Consider the following 15,198-nt stretch of genomic DNA (forward strand, 5'->3'; position numbering starts at 1 on the left):
AGACGATCGTAGCATTGTTCAACAATCCCCTTATTGAACGCCGACGAACTCCGGCCCCGCCACGTACGCGGTGGCGGCCGCCTCGCTGAGCCCCGAGCCTCAGCCGGAGGACTGCGCGTCGCGCAGCAGCAGGGCCGCCTGCACCCGGTTGGCGCAGTTCAGCTTGGCGAGGATGCGGCTGACGTAGGTCTTGACGCTGGCCTCGGTCATGTGGACGTGCCGGGCGACCTCGGCGTTGGACAGGCCCTGCGCCACCAGGGCGAGAACGTCGGCCTCGCGTGCCGTGAGCGCGGCCAGCCGGTCGGCGGCGTCGCGTTCGCGCTCGCGTCCGTGCTCGCCGGCGCCCGGTGCCGCCAGGTCGAGCACCTGGCGCGCCACGGCCGGCGACAGGTACGCATGCCCGGCATGAGCGGCACGGACCGCCCGGATCAGCTCGTCCGGGGCGCACGTCTTCAGGACGAAACCGGCCACGCCCTGCCGTACCGCCCGCCGTACGTTGTCCTCGTCGCCGAAGGCGGTGAGGAGCACCACGCGCGGCCCCGCCAGCTCGGCCGCGGCGGCCAGGCCGTCCAGCACCGGCATCGCGATGTCCAGGAGCGCGACGTCGACGCGGTGCCGGTGGGCGGCCCGCACCGCCTCGCGCCCGTCCGCCGCGACGGCCACCACCTCGATGTCCCCGGCCGATTCCAGGACGGTACGGATGCCGGCGGTGATGAGGGGCTCGTCGTCGGCGATCAACGTCCTGATCACGCGGTGGCCCCCGCGAGGGCCGGCACCAGCGGGAGCATCGCGACGAGCCGGAACTCGCGCGGCTCGGCGTGGACGCGCAGCAGGCCCCCGGCCGCGGCGACGCGCTCGGTCAGCCCGCGCAGGCCGCTCCCGCCGCCGGAGGAGGGGCGGCGGTGGGGGACCGGGTTCGTCACAGAGATCAGGAGGGCGTCGGGCTGCCAGTCGAGCGACACGGTGATCGGCAGGCCGGACGCGTGCTTGACCGCGTTGGTCAGCCCCTCCTGGACGACCCGGTACGCGGCGTGGGCGGCCCTCGGATCGGCGAGCGGGACGGCCTCGCCGGACGTCTCGAACACCACCGAGGCGCCCGCCGCCCGGGACCGTGCGACGAGGCCCTCGATCTCCTCCAGGCCGAGGACGTCGTGGCCGCGCAGCGCGTTGACCACCTCGTGCAGCTCGGCCGCGGCGGCGCGGGCGGTGTCGGCCAGGCCGCGCACGGCCTGCCGCTGGTCGGCGGGCAACTGGCCCACCTCCAGCGCGGCGGCCCGCACGGAGACCAGGCTGAGCAGGTGGCCGAGCGAGTCGTGCATGTCGTGGGCGATGCGCAGCCGTTCGCGGAGCCGTTCCTGCTCGGCGACGAGGGCCTTCTCCCGGCGCTGGTGCTCGCGCTCCTGGGCCACGTACCGGCCGGCCAGCAGCGGCAGCGCGGTCAGCAGCGCGACGCGGGCCAGGGTGATCCACGGATCCTGCTCGCCGGGGGAGCGCTCCTCCACCAGCAGGAGAACGCACACGTACGCGGTGAAGGCGCCCGCCGTCACGACGACGTCCCGGCGGGTGGAGATGCGCTGCCCTGCCTGGAAACCGGTGCAGGCGAGCAGGGCCAGCGACGCGCCGGTGAGCACCGCCAGCGCCAGCGCCGCGAGGAAGGACGCGAACGGCCGGCGGTCCGCCGCCGCCATGGTGAGCGCGTAGGCGGCGGCGTACGCGGCCAGCGCCGGCCCCTGAGTCCCGTCCAGCCACAACAGCGCCGTGTCCGCGGCCACGACCGCGGCGACAAGCGCATACCTCGACATAGGTCCTCACCCTACTCATTGCCCCATCGGCTCGGACATCCGATCAACTACGCATGGTTGCAGGATCATCACGTAGGGTAGTTGCAGGATTGTCGACCCCCAGTCGACAGGTCCCCATCCCTCCCACGTGATCACGGGATCGCGAACCGAACGGAGAACCCCCATGTCCCTTTCCGCCACGGACCGCCTGCGGATGCGCTTCGACCTCCTCGACGCGGACGGCAGCACCACGCTGACCTCCGCCGACTTCGAGCTCTTCGCCTCGCACGTCTGCCGCGTGCTGGGCGTGCCCGCCGGCTCCCCCAAGGCCCGGGCGCTCTCGGAAGGATGCCGGCGCTTCTGGGAAGGGCTGGCCGCCGCCGCCGACCGGGACCAGGACGGGCAGGTGACCTTCGACGAATACCGCTCCTTCTCCCACAACGGCTCCTGGTTCACCGAGCACGGTGAGGCGTACGCGGCGGCGGTCTCCACCGTCTGCGACCTGGACGACGACGGCCTCATCGAGCGCGACCACTTCCTCGCCCTCCACAGCGCCGGAGGTTTCCCGCTGACGTACTCGACGAAGCTCTTCGACGAACTGGACGGCGGGACCGGCCAGGTGAGCACGGACGGCTTCGCCGCGTTCCTGCGGAAGTTCTACACCAGCGCCGACGACCTGATCTGACGAGCTGATCTCACCGGGGACAGGACCGCGCTCTCATGCTGGTGTGCAGCGATCGCACGATCAGCCGTGCCGAGTTGACCGCGCTGGCGGACGGACGGGCGGCCAGGCTCGCGGCCCGCGGGATCGGCCGAGGCGATCTCGTCGGGCTGTGCCTGCCCAACGGCTGCGAGTGGGTGGTGACGTACCTGGCGCTGGCCCGGCTCCAGGCGTGCTGCGTGCCGCTCAACGCGGCCTCGGCCGTCGCGGAGATCACCCATGTGATCCGCGACAGCGGGCTGCGCGCGCTGTTCGTGTCCGCCGAGCGGGCCGAGGCGCTGGCGGGGACGTACGCGGACCAGGTGCTGCTCTGCCCGGACGGCGCGATCCCCCGGGACCGGGCGGCACCGGAGCGCGGGCCCGGGCATGCGGCGCCGGCCGGTGCCGCCTGCCTGGCCTACACCTCGGGGACGACGGGGTCGCCCAAGGGGGTGATCCAGACGCGGCGGGCGGTTCGCGCGGGTGGCGCCAACCTGGCGGCACGCCTGCGCCTCGGCCCGGAAGACCGGGTGGTGACCGCGCTGCCGCTGGCGCACACCTATGGGACGAACGTCATGAACGCGGCGCTGGACAGCGGCGCGGGCCTGATCCTGCTGGAGCGCTTCGACGCGGCGGCGATGCTGGAGCGATCGGCCCGGCACGCGGCGACGGTGGTGGCGGGCGTGCCGACGATGTACCGGCGGCTGCTGTCCGAGCCGGAGGGGCGGATGCCCCGCTCGCTGCGGTGCGGCCTGTCGGCCGGCCAGTGCGCCGGGGAGGACCTGGCCATGGCCTGGGAGGAGCGCACCGGCGCCCCGTACGTGGAGGGATGGGGAATGACGGAGCTGGGCGGCATGGCCACGCTGGCCGCGCCGGAGCTGGCCGGCCGCCACGGCACCGCCGGCACGACGCTGCCCGGCGTCCGGCTGCGGGTGGAGGCGGGCGGGCGCGTGGCGCCGCCCGGCACGCCGGGAGAGCTGCAGGTGCACGGCCCGATCGTCACCCCCGGCTACTGGAACGCGCCCCGGCAGACCGCCGCGGCGATCGGCGTGGACGGGTGGCTGCGGACCGGCGACGTCGGCGTCATCGCCGCCGACGGGCGCGTCCGGATCGTCGACCGGATCAAGGACGTCGTCCTGTGCGGCGGCTATTCGGTGTTCCCGGCCGAGCTGGAACGTGCCATCCGCGGGCATCCGGCGGTTCGTGACGTCGCCGTCGCCGGGGTGCCCGATCCGGTCCTGGGCGAGATCCCGTGCGCGTGGGTGGTGGCGGAGCACGGGGCCGCCCCCGCCGCAGAAGAGATCATCCGGCACTGCCGGGCGCTGCTGGCCGCCCACAAGCTGCCGCGCCGGGTGGTCCTCGTCCCTGGCCTGCCGCTCACCGCGAACGGCAAGGTCGACAAGCGTGCCCTGACCTCGACGACCTCCGGAGGCAATCCGCATGTCGCTGACTGATCGGCTCCGGCTGAGCGGCCGTACCGCGCTCGTCACCGGGGCCTCGCGGGGCATCGGCGCGGCCGTCGCCCGGATGCTCGCCGCCGCGGGCGCGGACGTGGCCGTGCTGGGGCGCTCCCGCCAGGACCTGGAGGGGGTCGCCGCGGCCGTACGGTCGCACGGCCGCCGGGCCGTGGTGGCCGAGTGCGACGTCACCGACGCGGCCCAGATCGAGACCTCGTGCGCCACCGTCGAAGAGCGGCTCGGCACCGTGGACCTCCTGGTGAACAACGCGGGCGGGCCCGTCTTCCAGGCGTCGGTGCTGGACGTCCGCGACGACGGCTGGGAGCGGGTGCACAACCTCAATCTCACCAGCGCCTTCCGCTTCGTCCGGCGGCTGGCGCCGGCGATGGCCGAACGGCGCCAGGGGGTCATCGTCAACATCTCCTCGATCGCGGTGGCCCGGCCCTGGCCCGAGATCGCCGCCTACGGAGCGGCCAAGGCCGGGCTGCGGCACCTCACCCAGACCCTCGCGGGCGAGCTCGGGCCCCACGGGGTGCGGGTGAACGCCGTCAGCCCGGCGTGGATCGACACCGCCGTCAACCGCGCCTACCTCGCCGACCCCGCGCTGTCGGAGTCGGCCCTCGACCTGGTGCCGCTGGGCCGCTGGGCGAGCCCGGACGAGGTCGCGACGGTGGTGACGTGGCTGGCCTCGCCGGCGGCCTCCTTCGTCACCGGGGCCGACATCCCCGTCGACGGGGGCTTCGCGGTGGCCATGCCCTCGCGGGCGCGGGCCGCGCTGAGCAGGGTACGTCCACCCGAAGGAGCCAGGTCGTGATCGACGGACCGCTCATCGTGGGCGCGGGCCCCGTGGGGCTGTCGGCCGCCCTGCTGGCGCGAGCCCGGGGGCTGCCCGCCCACGTGCTGGAACGGCTGCCGGAAACCACGCCCAAGCCCGGCAGCCGGGCGATCTTCCTGCACCGGCAGACGATCCAGACCCTCGCGACGGCCTCCCCCGTCCTCGCCGACCACGTGCTGAGGGAGGGCCTGGTGTGGCCGGGCCGCCGGACGTACTGGGCCGGGCGCAGGGTCCATCACCGCCGCTACGAGCCGGTGCCTCCGAGGCTCGCGCCGTTCGTCAGCCTCCCGCAGCCCAGGGCGGAAGAGCTGCTCCGCGAGGCGGCCGTGCGGGCCGGCGTCATCTTCTCCTGGGGCGCGCGGGCCGACGAGGTGACCCTCCTGGACACCTCCGTCCTGGTCCGCGCGGCCGACGGCAGGCAGTGGCGCTCCCCGTTCGTCGTCGCGGCGGACGGCGCCGGATCGGTCGTGCGCCGCCGACTGGGCATCCCGATGGACGGCGACGGCGGCGGCGACGCGTTCGTCGTGGTGGACGTCGCCGACGATCCCGCCCGGCCGCTGCCCGCCGAGCGGGTCTTCCACTACCGCCATCCGGAGGCCGGGGGCCGCAACGTGCTCATCGTCCCCTTCGCCGGCGGCCACCGCGTGGACCTGCAGTGCCGCGACCGTGACGATCCCGCGGCGCTCGCCGCCGACCCCTGCGACTGGCTCCGGCCCCTGCTGCCGTCCGGCCACGCCTGCGAGGTCACCTGGTCCTCCCACTACCTGTTCCGCCAGGCGGTCGCGCAGACCTTCACCAGGGGCCGGGTCCTGCTGGCGGGGGAGGCCGCGCACCTGTACGCGCCCTTCGGCGCGCGCGGGCTCAACTCCGGCATCGCCGACGCGGCCGCCGCCGTCGACGCGATCGTCAACGCCGGCCTCGGCCCTGACGCCGCCCTCGGCGCGCTCGCCGACTACGACCGGGTGCGGCGGGCCGCCGCCGAACGCAACCGCGCGGCCGCGGGCAAGGCGCTGGCCCACCTGACCGCCGCCGGCCCGCACCGCCAGGCCGCGCAGCGGGCCGCCGCCCTCGCCGCCCGGGTGCTGCCGCGCGCCGGGACCTGGCTCGACAGCAAGCCGTTCGGGCCACGCGACGCCGGGATCCCCGGCAGCCTCTACTGAACGTCCGTCCCCCGCGAGGTTCCCATGAAGCCCCCAACGATCACGCCGTCCGTCAGCGCCGAGATCTTCACCGACCCCCGGACCCAGGCCCTCCTCACCCATACCGGCAGCACCACCTGGCTGCTCGAACGCCTCCTGGACGAGCGCGTGAACGTCCACACCATGGAGGTGTCCCGCGCGGCCGTGGACCGGACGTGCCCCGAGGCGGCCGCGCCGCTCGGCCTGGCCGCCGCTGCTCCCGTCCTGGTCCGCCGCACCACGCTCGCCGTCGCGCGCCACCAGGTCTCCCGCAACCTCGTCCTGGCCCCGCTCGGCCGGCTGGTCTGGGCCGAGCACCTGCTGCGCTCGTGCGCCATGCCGCTGGGACCGCACCTGCCCCAGTCGCACGAGCGCCGGCCGCTGGGAGTCGGCCTGGACGCGTGGGGTCCCGGACGCGCCGCCGTCTCCAGGTCGTACCTCGTCATCGACCCCGGCAGCGCGCAGCCGGCCCTGTTCATCCGGGAAACCTTCAACCCGGACCTGTTCGACCCCTCGACGACGGGCCCGGGGGAAGCGGCGCCGGTCACCTGCCCTTGAGATTCTTGCGGTACTCCTCGATCAGCGCCATGCGCTCCGATTCGGTGGTGGCGAACTTGGTGACGCGCTTCTTCGGGTCGGTCACCACGTAGTAGAGCCAGGTGCCGCGGGCCGGGTGCAGCGCGGCCCTGATGGCCTCGGCCCCGGGGCTGCCGATGGGGCCGGGTGGCAGGCCCCGACGCCGGTAGGTGTTGTACGGCGACGGGCTGCGGACATCCTTGAGCGTCGCCTCGACGCCGTACTTGTTCAGGCCGTACAGGACCGTGCTGTCGACCGCCAGGCGCATTTTCCGGTTCAGCCGGTTGTAGATGACCCGGGAGATCTTGGCCATGTCCTCGTCCCTGCCCGCCTCGGCCTGGACGATGCTGGCGATGGTCACGATCTCCAGCGGCGTCCTGCCGGCCCGCCTGGCGCCGTCGGCCAGGCCGGCGGCCTCGGCGGCCTCCTCGAACCGGGCCACCATCGGCCGCAGGATCTCGGCCGGGCTCGCGGTGGGGGAGAACTCGTAGGTGCCGGGGAAGGCGAACCCTTCGAGCCTCCGCCCGGCGTAGGACGGCAGGCCGAGTGCCGTACCGTCCTTGGCGGCCCGCTCGAACTCCGCCACCGGCCTGCCGGTGAGCCGCGACAGCTCCTCGAACAGCTGCGAGAGCCGCATCCCCGCCGCCACGTTGACGGTCGCCCCTGCCTGGAGCGAGGCGGCCGGGCGCGGGACGGTGTCACCGGGGGCCGGCGCCGAGATCTGCTGGACCACCAGGGTGGATCCCACCACCATGGCGGCGACGGCCGTGGCCGCCACCAAGGCGAGGCCCCGGCGGCGGGGGCGGCGCTCGCGGAGCCGCAGGAACCGGTCCGGCGCGGGCGGCCGCTCCTCGTCGGCCATGTCGGAGAGGGTCTCGCGCAGCAGGTCCTCGATGTTCATCCGAACTCCCTCACGGTGGTCAGTTCAGGCGCCGTCTTCTTCAGGCGTTCCAGCGAGCGGTAGATCTGGCTGCGTACCGACCCCACCCGGACGCCGAGCAGGTGCGCGATCTCGGTCTCGGAGAGGTCCTCGAAGTAGCGGAGCACGAGCATGGTCCGCTGCCGGGAGGTGAGCCGGGCCAGGGCCGCGCGCATCACCAGGCGAAGGTCCGCGACGTCGGCGTGCCCGGCTTCGGTCCGCTCGGGCGGTCGTCCGGTGGGCAGCTCCGCGACGCGTGAGCGCCGCCGCCACCAGCTCACCTGCTCGTGGTACATGACACGGCGGACGTATCCCTCGATGGCGGCCGGATCGCGCAGACTGCGCCATTTCGCGGCCGTCTTGACCAGGGCCGACTGCACCAGGTCCTCGGCGGTGTGCCGGTCACCGGTCAGCAGGTAAGCGGTGCGGAACAGCGCCCCTGATCGGTCGATGACGAACTTTCGGAAGTCCGCCTCAAATCCTGGATCCACCCGTCCTCCTCGCGACGTTCACGGGCAAGGACGCGAGCGGCACGTCGATCTATGCCGGCCCGGCCCAGGTTTCTCGGCGGCACGAGCCCGCCCCCCGGACGGCGCCGGGGCGGCGGGCTCTGAACGGGCCTCCTGCGGGCTCAGCCCGTCGTGACGATCCGGTAAGCCCTGATCACCGTCTGCTCCACGGCATTGCCGGCCAGGTCGGCGGACCTGGCCCGCAGCGACACGAATCCGTCGCCCGCGGGATGCCGCAGCATCACCCGTGAGCCTTTCACCTCCGCCTTCGCCCAGGTGGCGCCGTCGTCGTAGGACACCTCGACGGTCGTCTCCCGGGGGCGTCCCGCCGAGCCGCCCGGCTGCGGGCGCACGGAGAACGGCACGGTGAACGGCCGGCCGGCGGGCGCGGCGTTCTCCGCGTCCAGCGCGGGGGCGAACGTCACCACGGAGACCGGCAGCCGTACGGCGCCGTCGGCGGCGCTCGCCGAACGGAACGTCCACGCGAGCGACACGCGCGTGCCGAGCACGGCGGGAGCGCCGCGTTCGGCCTCGGCCACCAGCCGGTATCCAGCCTCGCCTGCCGGCACCTCGAAACGGGCCTGAAGGCCGGCCGCCTCGCCGACGCGCTCGCCGTCGCGATAGAGGGTCAGGTGCTCGGTGGCGCGGGAGGACCAGCCGAGCGAGCCCCGCCCGTCGCCGAACATCCACAGGTCGGCCGAGATCACGTCACCGGCCCGGGAGAGGGCGCCGCCGTCCTGGTCGCCCGCCGGCAGGGACGGGCCGAACACGCCGCGGTTCCACCGCTCCGTCGTGACCCGGCCCGGCGGGTAGCGGTGGAAGGCCGACTCGAACTGGTTGACCCGCCCGTCCGCGCCGTACTCCCACAGGTAACGCTGCCAGCGGATGCCGTCGCCGGTGTTGACGTGCTCCGTCCGCACCGAGGGGGTGATGACCGGGTCGGGAGCCAGATAAGTCGTGATCTTCCCGTCGCGCGGCCAGGCCCGGCTCGCCGCCTCGGCGGTCGCGCCGGGCAGGTGGCGCGCGTAGTCGGTTCGCAGGGCGGCCAGCGGCTCCCGCGTCGTGTCACGCCGGAACCCGGTCACGATCCGGCCCCGCTCGAACCAGGCCATCCGGTACGTGTCGGCCCCCGCCCAGTGAGCCGCCACCATGGTCAGCAGCCCCTCGTAGTCACGGTCGGGCCCGAGCTGCGCGGTGAACATGCGATCGAACCGCTTGCCGAGCCATCCCCTGCTCCGCGGCGTGCCGCTGGGACCGCGCCACTGGTAGACGACCTGGCCGAGCTTCAGCTTCGCGTCGGCGCCGGGCGCGGTGACGTCAAGCGGCCGGCCGAGCCGGGCGTCGGCGTCCACCGTCCGGTCGGCGTCGAGGCGCAGCTCCGGGTGGACGAGCAGGGTGACGCCGTCCTGGCTCAGCACCGTCGTGCCGAGCAGCCACCTGCCCTTGGGCAACCGCAGCGTGGTCGTCTCCGAGCCGCCCAACAGCGCGATCGGCAGCGCCTCGGCGTCCAGCCGGACGATGCTCGCCTCGAAGTCGCCGGTGGGAACGCCCGCCCTGTCCGTGTGCCTGATCGTCAGGTTGTAGCTCTCGACCTCCTTCTCCACCGCCACGGGCGTGCTGACGGTGACGCCGCCGGCGCCGGAGGCCACGACGTACCCGCCGAGGACGCCGTCGGGCCCGCCGGCACCGGTGTCGGCGGTGACGGTGGCCTCCGCCGTGCCACCCGCGGGGACGACGATCGTGCCAGGTGACACCGTGAACGCCGCGGCCCCGCGGACGCCGAGCGTGAGGGTGAGCGGCGTGCCGGAGTGGTTGCGGTAGACCAGTTTCCTGGTGACCGCCTCGTCGTCGCCGTGCGGCCACTCCTGCCGGGGGAAGCCGATGCCGGCGGGTTCGGCGGTCACGCTCTGGAGCGTCGCGCGAGCGGCGTTCACCCGGCCCGCGCCCTGCCCGTACACGTTGACGGTGGGGTTGGGCTCGGCCGAGCCCATGAGGGCGGCCTTCAGCGTGTCCGCCTTCCAGCCCGGATGCTCACCGGCCAGCAGGGCCGCGACACCGGCCACGTGCGGGGTGGCCATGGAGGTGCCGGATCTGGTGACGTACGAGCCGGTGCCGGGGCTGTCCTTGCTCCGGGCCGCGGTGATCTCCGCGCCGGGGGCCGTGATGTCCGGCTTGAGCCCGTCGTCACCGACGCGGGGTCCGCGGCTCGAGAACGACGCCGGCTCGTCCGCCTTCGTCACCGCGCCCACCGCGAGCGCGGCATCCGCGCTGGCCGGGGACGACACCGACCGATCGGCCCCGGCGTTGCCCGCCGCCACCACGAACAGCGTGCCGTACCGCTCGGTCAGCGTCTGGACCGCCTGCTCCATCGGGTCGGTCTCCGGCGTGTCCACGGTGCCGAGGCTCATGTTCACGACCTGGGCGCCCTGCTCGGCCGCCCACTGCATGCCGGCCAGGATCGCCGAGTCGGAGCAGCGGGCGGATTCGCACACGCGGCCGTCCAGCAGGACCGCGTCCGGAGCCACGCCGCGGTAGCGCCCGCCGGAGGCGGCCCCGCTGCCGGCGATGGTGGCGGCGACGTGCGTGCCGTGGCCGACGAGATCGCGCTCGTCCGGCTCCTCGGTGAAGTCGCGTCTGGCCACGACCTTGCCGGCGAGGTCCGGGTGGGTCGCGTCGATGCCGGAGTCGAGCACGGCCACCTTCACGCCCTTCCCGGTGTGGCCGCGGGCCCAGGCGTCGGGCGCCGCGATCTGCTTGACGCTCTGGTCCAGCGACACCTGCCTGAACCCGTCGAGCCAGACCTTGCCGCGCGCCCCGAGCAGCCCGGCCCGGCCCGTGGCTCCGGCCAGGTCCCGCCAGAACCGCGTCGCCTGCGCGCGTTCCTCCTGCACGGCGTAGCCGCCGACCGCGGGCAGCGCAGCGGACCGGGCGCTCCGGGCGAGGGAGGCCGGCCGCTCCGCCCCGGTGACGATGAGCGGCAGCGAGCCGCGGCGGTCGTCGTACCCGTACTCGAGCAGCGTCGTCACATCGAACAGCCGCTCGTCGAGGCGCCCGGCCCTGAGCAGCGGGAGCGCGTCGCCGGGGACCACGCGTAACCGGCCCGCGTCCCGGCTGGTGTGGAACATGACCTCGTCGCGGCCCTCGCCCCGCTCGACGAGCACGGCGTCCGGGCCCACGACGGTCACCCGGTCACCCGTGATCAAGGTGACGCTCCGGGCCTGCGCCCCGGCCGCGCTCGGCTGCCCCGCCTGCGCGGTGGGCGAGGTGGCGAGCGCGGCCGCGGTCAGCAGTAACACCCCGGCCGCTCTGGCTCCTTTACGCACTGTGAAGCTCCTGATCGTCGACAGTGGATCACTGGGTATCTGCCGATACGACCATTCGCGTTCACGCGGTTGGTCACCTGTAGGTGAAGGTGACCGGGTTGCGCCGGGGGAGCGTGACGGTCAGGGTACGGGTGGCGGTGTCGTAGTCGTAGGCGTTCGCGGGCAGGTCGGTGGGCGGTGCCGCGTTGCGCAGCGAGAGGGTCCACTGGCGGCCGGTCGTCTTCCCGCTGATCCTCACGGTGTGCCGCCCGCCCGACTCCGCGTACCGGATCCTGGTCTTGTCGTGCAGCGTGACCGAGCCTGAGGCCCCCGCGGCGATGGTGACGGTCATCTTGTCCTCGGCGGTCCGGGTCGGCACGATGCCCCCGGCCCTGACGAACACGGGCATCGTGTCGAGGCCGGTGGTGACGCTCCGGGTCGTGCCGCCGCTGTAGGTCTGGCCGGTGAAGTAGTCGGTCCACTGCCCCGGCGGGAACCACACCGAGGTCGTGGCCGTGGCGCCGGGCGTCGTCACGGGGGCGACCAGGAGATCGGGGCCGTAGAAGTACTGGGTGGCGGCCGCGGCGTAGGCGGCCTCCTCTTCTGGATATTCCAGATATGTCGGGCGGACGATCGGGACGCCGGTGGCGCTGGCCTCCTTGGCGAGCGTGTACGTGTACGGCACCAGGCTCTCCCGCAGGTTGAGGAACTTCTTCGCCGACTCCTTCGCCGCGGTCCCGTACTGCCAGGGCAGCCGGTCGCCATGGTTGCTGTGCAGGCGGTCGATCGGCTGGAAGGTGCCGAACTGGACCCACCGGGCGTACAGGTCGTCGGGCAGCTTGGTGGTCCGCCTGGTCTGCCCGTTCTCGACGTAGGTCTCCGCGCCCGGCAGGCCCGTGGTGTCGTTGTGGCCGCCGATGTCGTGGCTGATGGCCGCCATGCCGGTGGCCGCCGACTCGGCTGGCGTGGATCCGACCTCGACCCGCAGGGTGCCCCAGGTGGAGGACGTGTCGCCGGTGAAGTGGAGCGTGGTGCGCTTGTCCGCCCACGGGCCGGTCGGCAGGCCGGAGCGGCCGGCGTACGAGCCGGTCTGCAGGGAACCGTAGGCGCGCGACATCACGAACCCGCCGTTGGCCGCCGCGTACTGCTGGTTGATCCAGGCGTCAGGGGTCACGCCGGGCAGCGAGGACTGCGAGGCGTCGCAGCACCAGTCGAGCCACCAGAAGTCGTTGCCCTGCTGGTCCATGGTCCTGTGCAGGTCCATGTACGCCTTGAGCTGGTCGGGGTCGCCCCAGTCGAAGGTGTGGCAGTCCGGCCCCGCCGCGCCCGCGCAGCCGCCCCTGCGGAGCTTGCCCTTGGCCGTGGCCTGCGCCTGGGCGAACTGGGGGTCGTCGCCGACGATGCTGGGGTGGGTGTTGAGCGTGTTGTGCAGCCCCTGGGCGGCGGACCAGTCGAAGAAGCCCTTCGGGTCGGGGAACTTCGCCCGGTCGATCTGCCAGCCGCTCCACGTGTTCGGCGACTTGAAGTCCGTGTCGGTGACCAGGACGTCCAGCGGGACGCCCTCGGAGCGGAACCTGGGCAGGATCGTGTTCTGGTAGTCGGCCGCGGTGCGGTCGATGTACTCGGAGTACCACACGCCGTACGCCCATGGGGGCAGCAGCGCGGGCGGGCCGGTCAGGGTGGCCAGGTCCGACAGGGCCCGCTTGTAGTCGCGGCCGAAGCCGAAGAAGTAGCCGTCCTGGTAGGGCCGCTGCGCGGGGCGCTGGGTGACCGTCCGCGTGGCGGGGTCGTACAGGGCCGAGGGGGTGTCGTCGAGCAGGTACCAGCCGTCCTTGTGCAGGAGGCCGGGGGTGGTCGGCGGGTCGCCGCGGTCGCCGTTCACGCCGTCGAGGCTGCGCCGGTACCCGCCGAGAGGAAGGTGCGGCGGGGGCGCGGACGTGCCGGTGGCGGTCACGGCGAGCGTGTCGGGGTTGACGCGGCAGGCGGTCGGGCAGCTCAGGGTGATGTCGTTCGTGCCCGCCTTGAGGGTGACCGGGAGGGAGGTCGTCGCCCAGGTGTCCCAGTCGGCCGTCGTGGGGAAGGTCAGTTGCCCGGTGGTGGAGCCCGCCGTGACGGTGGCGGTGCGGGTCTGGTGCAGGCCGTCGCCGCCGACGCCGTTGGCGTACCGGACGTGCAGCGTGTACGTGCCGTCGGCGGGGACGTTCACCAGCCGGGCGGCCACGCCGGCGCCCTGGTTCAGCTCGGCCACGAACCCCCTGCCGGAGTAGCCCGCGTGGTCCTCGGCCACCTTCGCCGTGCCGGCCGGCCTGCCCGCCTCGGCCTCGCAGCTCACCCCGTACGCGCAGTCGACGGTCGCCCTGGCCGACGTCGGCGGGTACGCGGCGCCGGGCGGCAGGAGCGCGACGCTGTCGATGTTGACGTTGCCGGAGTCCGTCGCCGCGCGGGTCAGCGTGATCGTGTGGCGGCCCGCGGCGAGCTGGAGCGCGGGGGTGGTGAGGGCCCAGGTGTCCCAGTTCGCGGTCGCCGGCAGGGTCACGGTCCCGGCCGCGCCGCCGTCCACCGACAGGCTCAGGGTACGGGTGGTGTGCTGGCCGTCGCCGCCCACCGCGTTGGCGTAGCGCATGGCGAACTGGTACGCCCCCGCGGCCGTGACCTCGACGTCGGCGGACAGGGAGTTACCCGTCCCCTCGAACCCGGCCAGGAACCCCGCCCCGGTGAACCCCGCGTGGTCGGTGGCGACGGCCAGGCCGCTGTAGGGCAGGTCCTCGGCCTCGCACAGGGCTCCGGCGGGGCAGGTCAGCTGCTGCCACGGCGCGGCGGTGACGGTCCTGAGACTGACCGACAGGTTGCGCGGGGTGAACGGGCCGGAGCCGACCTGGTAGCGCAGGGTGAGCGCGCTCGTCCTGATCGTGAGCCAGCCGTTCGACGTGCTGGTGGTGAAGGGGGTGGGCGCGAACGCGTCACGGCCGACCGCGTTGAACGTCGGCGCGTCGACGAACTTGGCGTCGCCCGCGTACTCGGTCCGGATCAGCGTGGGGGAGAGCACCTGGAAGCGGGCGTTCCCCGAGGTCACCGCCTTGATCCGGGTGTCGTGGGCCGCCCCCGCCGGAGCGGGGGCGACGGCTGACATCGCCGCCGCGATGATCGCGGCGGCGGCGATGCGCTGGAAGGGGCCTGATCTCATGACGACTCCCGACCGAATCTGATCGCTTTGTCGCCACTATCGACCAATGCGGGGGCCCTGACAAGATCGAGGGCGTCTAATCGGTCAGGAACGGACGCATCTCAATCGGAGACGGCTACAGGCCGGTCATCACGAGCCTGATGTAGTAGGAGTAGTAGGTGTCGTCGGTGCCGGTGATGGTCTTCGTCAGGCCGACGCTCTGCCCCGGGGAGAGCGTGGCGCAGACCGAGCCCTGCGCGGTGATCGAGCCGAGGCTGGTGCCGCTGCCGACCAGCGGCGGGGTGACCTCGCGCACGCTGAAGAGCGCCGAGCCGGCGGAGCTGATCGTGGCGCTCGGGCTGCCGAACGAAGCGGTGTAGGCGCGGGCGCCCGCCCACATGTTGACCCAGGTGTTGCCGGCGGGATACATGATCCCGCCCAGGTTGATACGGATCTCGTCAACGTTGTCGGACTCGTCCACGTTGTTCGCGTCGATGTAGTCCAGTTCCACCCGGCACGTCGAGGCCCTGGCCGCCGCGCCGGCGGGCGGGGCCACGGCCAGCGCCGCCGGCACGGCCAGGGCCGCCGTCAGGGCGAGCGCGGGGATCAGTTTGTGAGTGCGCATGCTGTTTTCTCCTCCGGTGTGACGTGTGCTGCGCTCGCTGTCGCGAACGCGGCATCAGCGTGGGGCAGGCAGCGTGAGCGCACCGTGAGCGCACCGTGAGCGCAACGTGAGAGCCCAGGTCAGTGACCCAGAGCACGTTCCATGTGCGCCTTT

General features: G+C 73.5%; 12 protein-coding genes. 5 read left to right on the plus strand and 7 right to left on the minus strand.

What is annotated here, in order from left to right; genetic code table 11:
- Positions 1-99 precede the first annotated feature (99 nt).
- Together HD596_RS39520 and HD596_RS39525 are read right to left on the minus strand one after the other, a co-directional pair.
- Positions 100-750, minus strand: coding sequence for a response regulator (locus HD596_RS39520; RefSeq protein WP_185074567.1), 651 nt, complete (start codon positions 748-750; stop codon positions 100-102).
- Positions 747-1,802, minus strand: a complete 1,056-nt coding sequence (locus HD596_RS39525; RefSeq protein ID WP_185074568.1) for a sensor histidine kinase — start codon at positions 1,800-1,802, stop codon at positions 747-749. Before HD596_RS39525 ends, HD596_RS39520 begins: the two co-directional genes overlap by 4 nt.
- Before the next feature lie 163 nt (positions 1,803-1,965).
- On the opposite strand from HD596_RS39525, the gene HD596_RS39530 reads away from it, so the two are divergent.
- The 5 genes from HD596_RS39530 to HD596_RS39550 are packed head-to-tail and all read left to right on the plus strand — an operon-like array spanning position 1,966 to position 6,509.
- Positions 1,966-2,466, plus strand: coding sequence for an EF-hand domain-containing protein (locus HD596_RS39530; protein ID WP_185074569.1), 501 nt, complete (start codon positions 1,966-1,968; stop codon positions 2,464-2,466).
- Positions 2,467-2,501: 35 nt separating this feature from the next.
- Positions 2,502-3,935 carry a class I adenylate-forming enzyme family protein gene (locus HD596_RS39535; RefSeq protein ID WP_185074570.1) on the plus strand — a complete coding sequence of 478 codons (1,434 nt, stop codon included), beginning with the start codon at positions 2,502-2,504 and terminating at the stop codon, positions 3,933-3,935.
- Complete coding sequence (locus HD596_RS62500) at positions 3,922-4,752, plus strand: SDR family NAD(P)-dependent oxidoreductase (RefSeq protein ID WP_185074571.1); 831 nt, start codon at positions 3,922-3,924, stop codon at positions 4,750-4,752. Before HD596_RS39535 ends, HD596_RS62500 begins: the two co-directional genes overlap by 14 nt.
- Positions 4,749-5,933 (plus strand): FAD-dependent oxidoreductase, encoded by a 1,185-nt coding sequence (locus HD596_RS39545; protein WP_313046153.1) that lies wholly within the window; start codon positions 4,749-4,751, stop codon positions 5,931-5,933. The genes HD596_RS62500 and HD596_RS39545 overlap by 4 nt, the downstream gene beginning before the upstream one ends.
- A 24-nt stretch (positions 5,934-5,957) precedes the next feature.
- Positions 5,958-6,509 (plus strand): hypothetical protein, encoded by a 552-nt coding sequence (locus HD596_RS39550; RefSeq protein WP_185074572.1) that lies wholly within the window; start codon positions 5,958-5,960, stop codon positions 6,507-6,509.
- Here the strand turns inward: HD596_RS39550 and mltG are convergent.
- The 5 genes from mltG to HD596_RS39575 form a co-directional block, all read right to left on the minus strand.
- Entirely contained in the window at positions 6,496-7,428 is a 933-nt protein-coding gene (gene mltG / locus HD596_RS39555; protein ID WP_185074573.1) for an endolytic transglycosylase MltG, read from the minus strand. The two genes, HD596_RS39550 and mltG, sit on opposite strands and share 14 nt — an antisense overlap.
- Positions 7,425-7,937, minus strand: a complete 513-nt coding sequence (locus HD596_RS39560; protein WP_185074574.1) for a SigE family RNA polymerase sigma factor — start codon at positions 7,935-7,937, stop codon at positions 7,425-7,427. Before HD596_RS39560 ends, mltG begins: the two co-directional genes overlap by 4 nt.
- Positions 7,938-8,077: 140 nt before the next feature.
- On the minus strand, positions 8,078-11,251 hold the full coding sequence (locus HD596_RS39565; protein WP_185074575.1) for a S8 family serine peptidase: 3,174 nt from the start codon (positions 11,249-11,251) through the stop codon (positions 8,078-8,080).
- A gap of 100 nt (positions 11,252-11,351) precedes the next feature.
- A complete protein-coding gene (locus HD596_RS39570; RefSeq protein WP_185074576.1) occupies positions 11,352-14,441 on the minus strand; it encodes a TIM-barrel domain-containing protein in 3,090 nt (1,029 codons plus the stop codon).
- A 115-nt stretch (positions 14,442-14,556) separates the two neighbouring features.
- Complete coding sequence (locus tag HD596_RS39575) at positions 14,557-15,045, minus strand: hypothetical protein (protein ID WP_185074577.1); 489 nt, start codon at positions 15,043-15,045, stop codon at positions 14,557-14,559.
- Between the last annotated feature and the right edge of the window lie 153 nt (positions 15,046-15,198).

The sequence above is a fragment of the Nonomuraea jabiensis genome, from assembly GCF_014204795.1.
Classification (GTDB): Bacteria; Actinomycetota; Actinomycetes; order Streptosporangiales; family Streptosporangiaceae; genus Nonomuraea; species Nonomuraea jabiensis.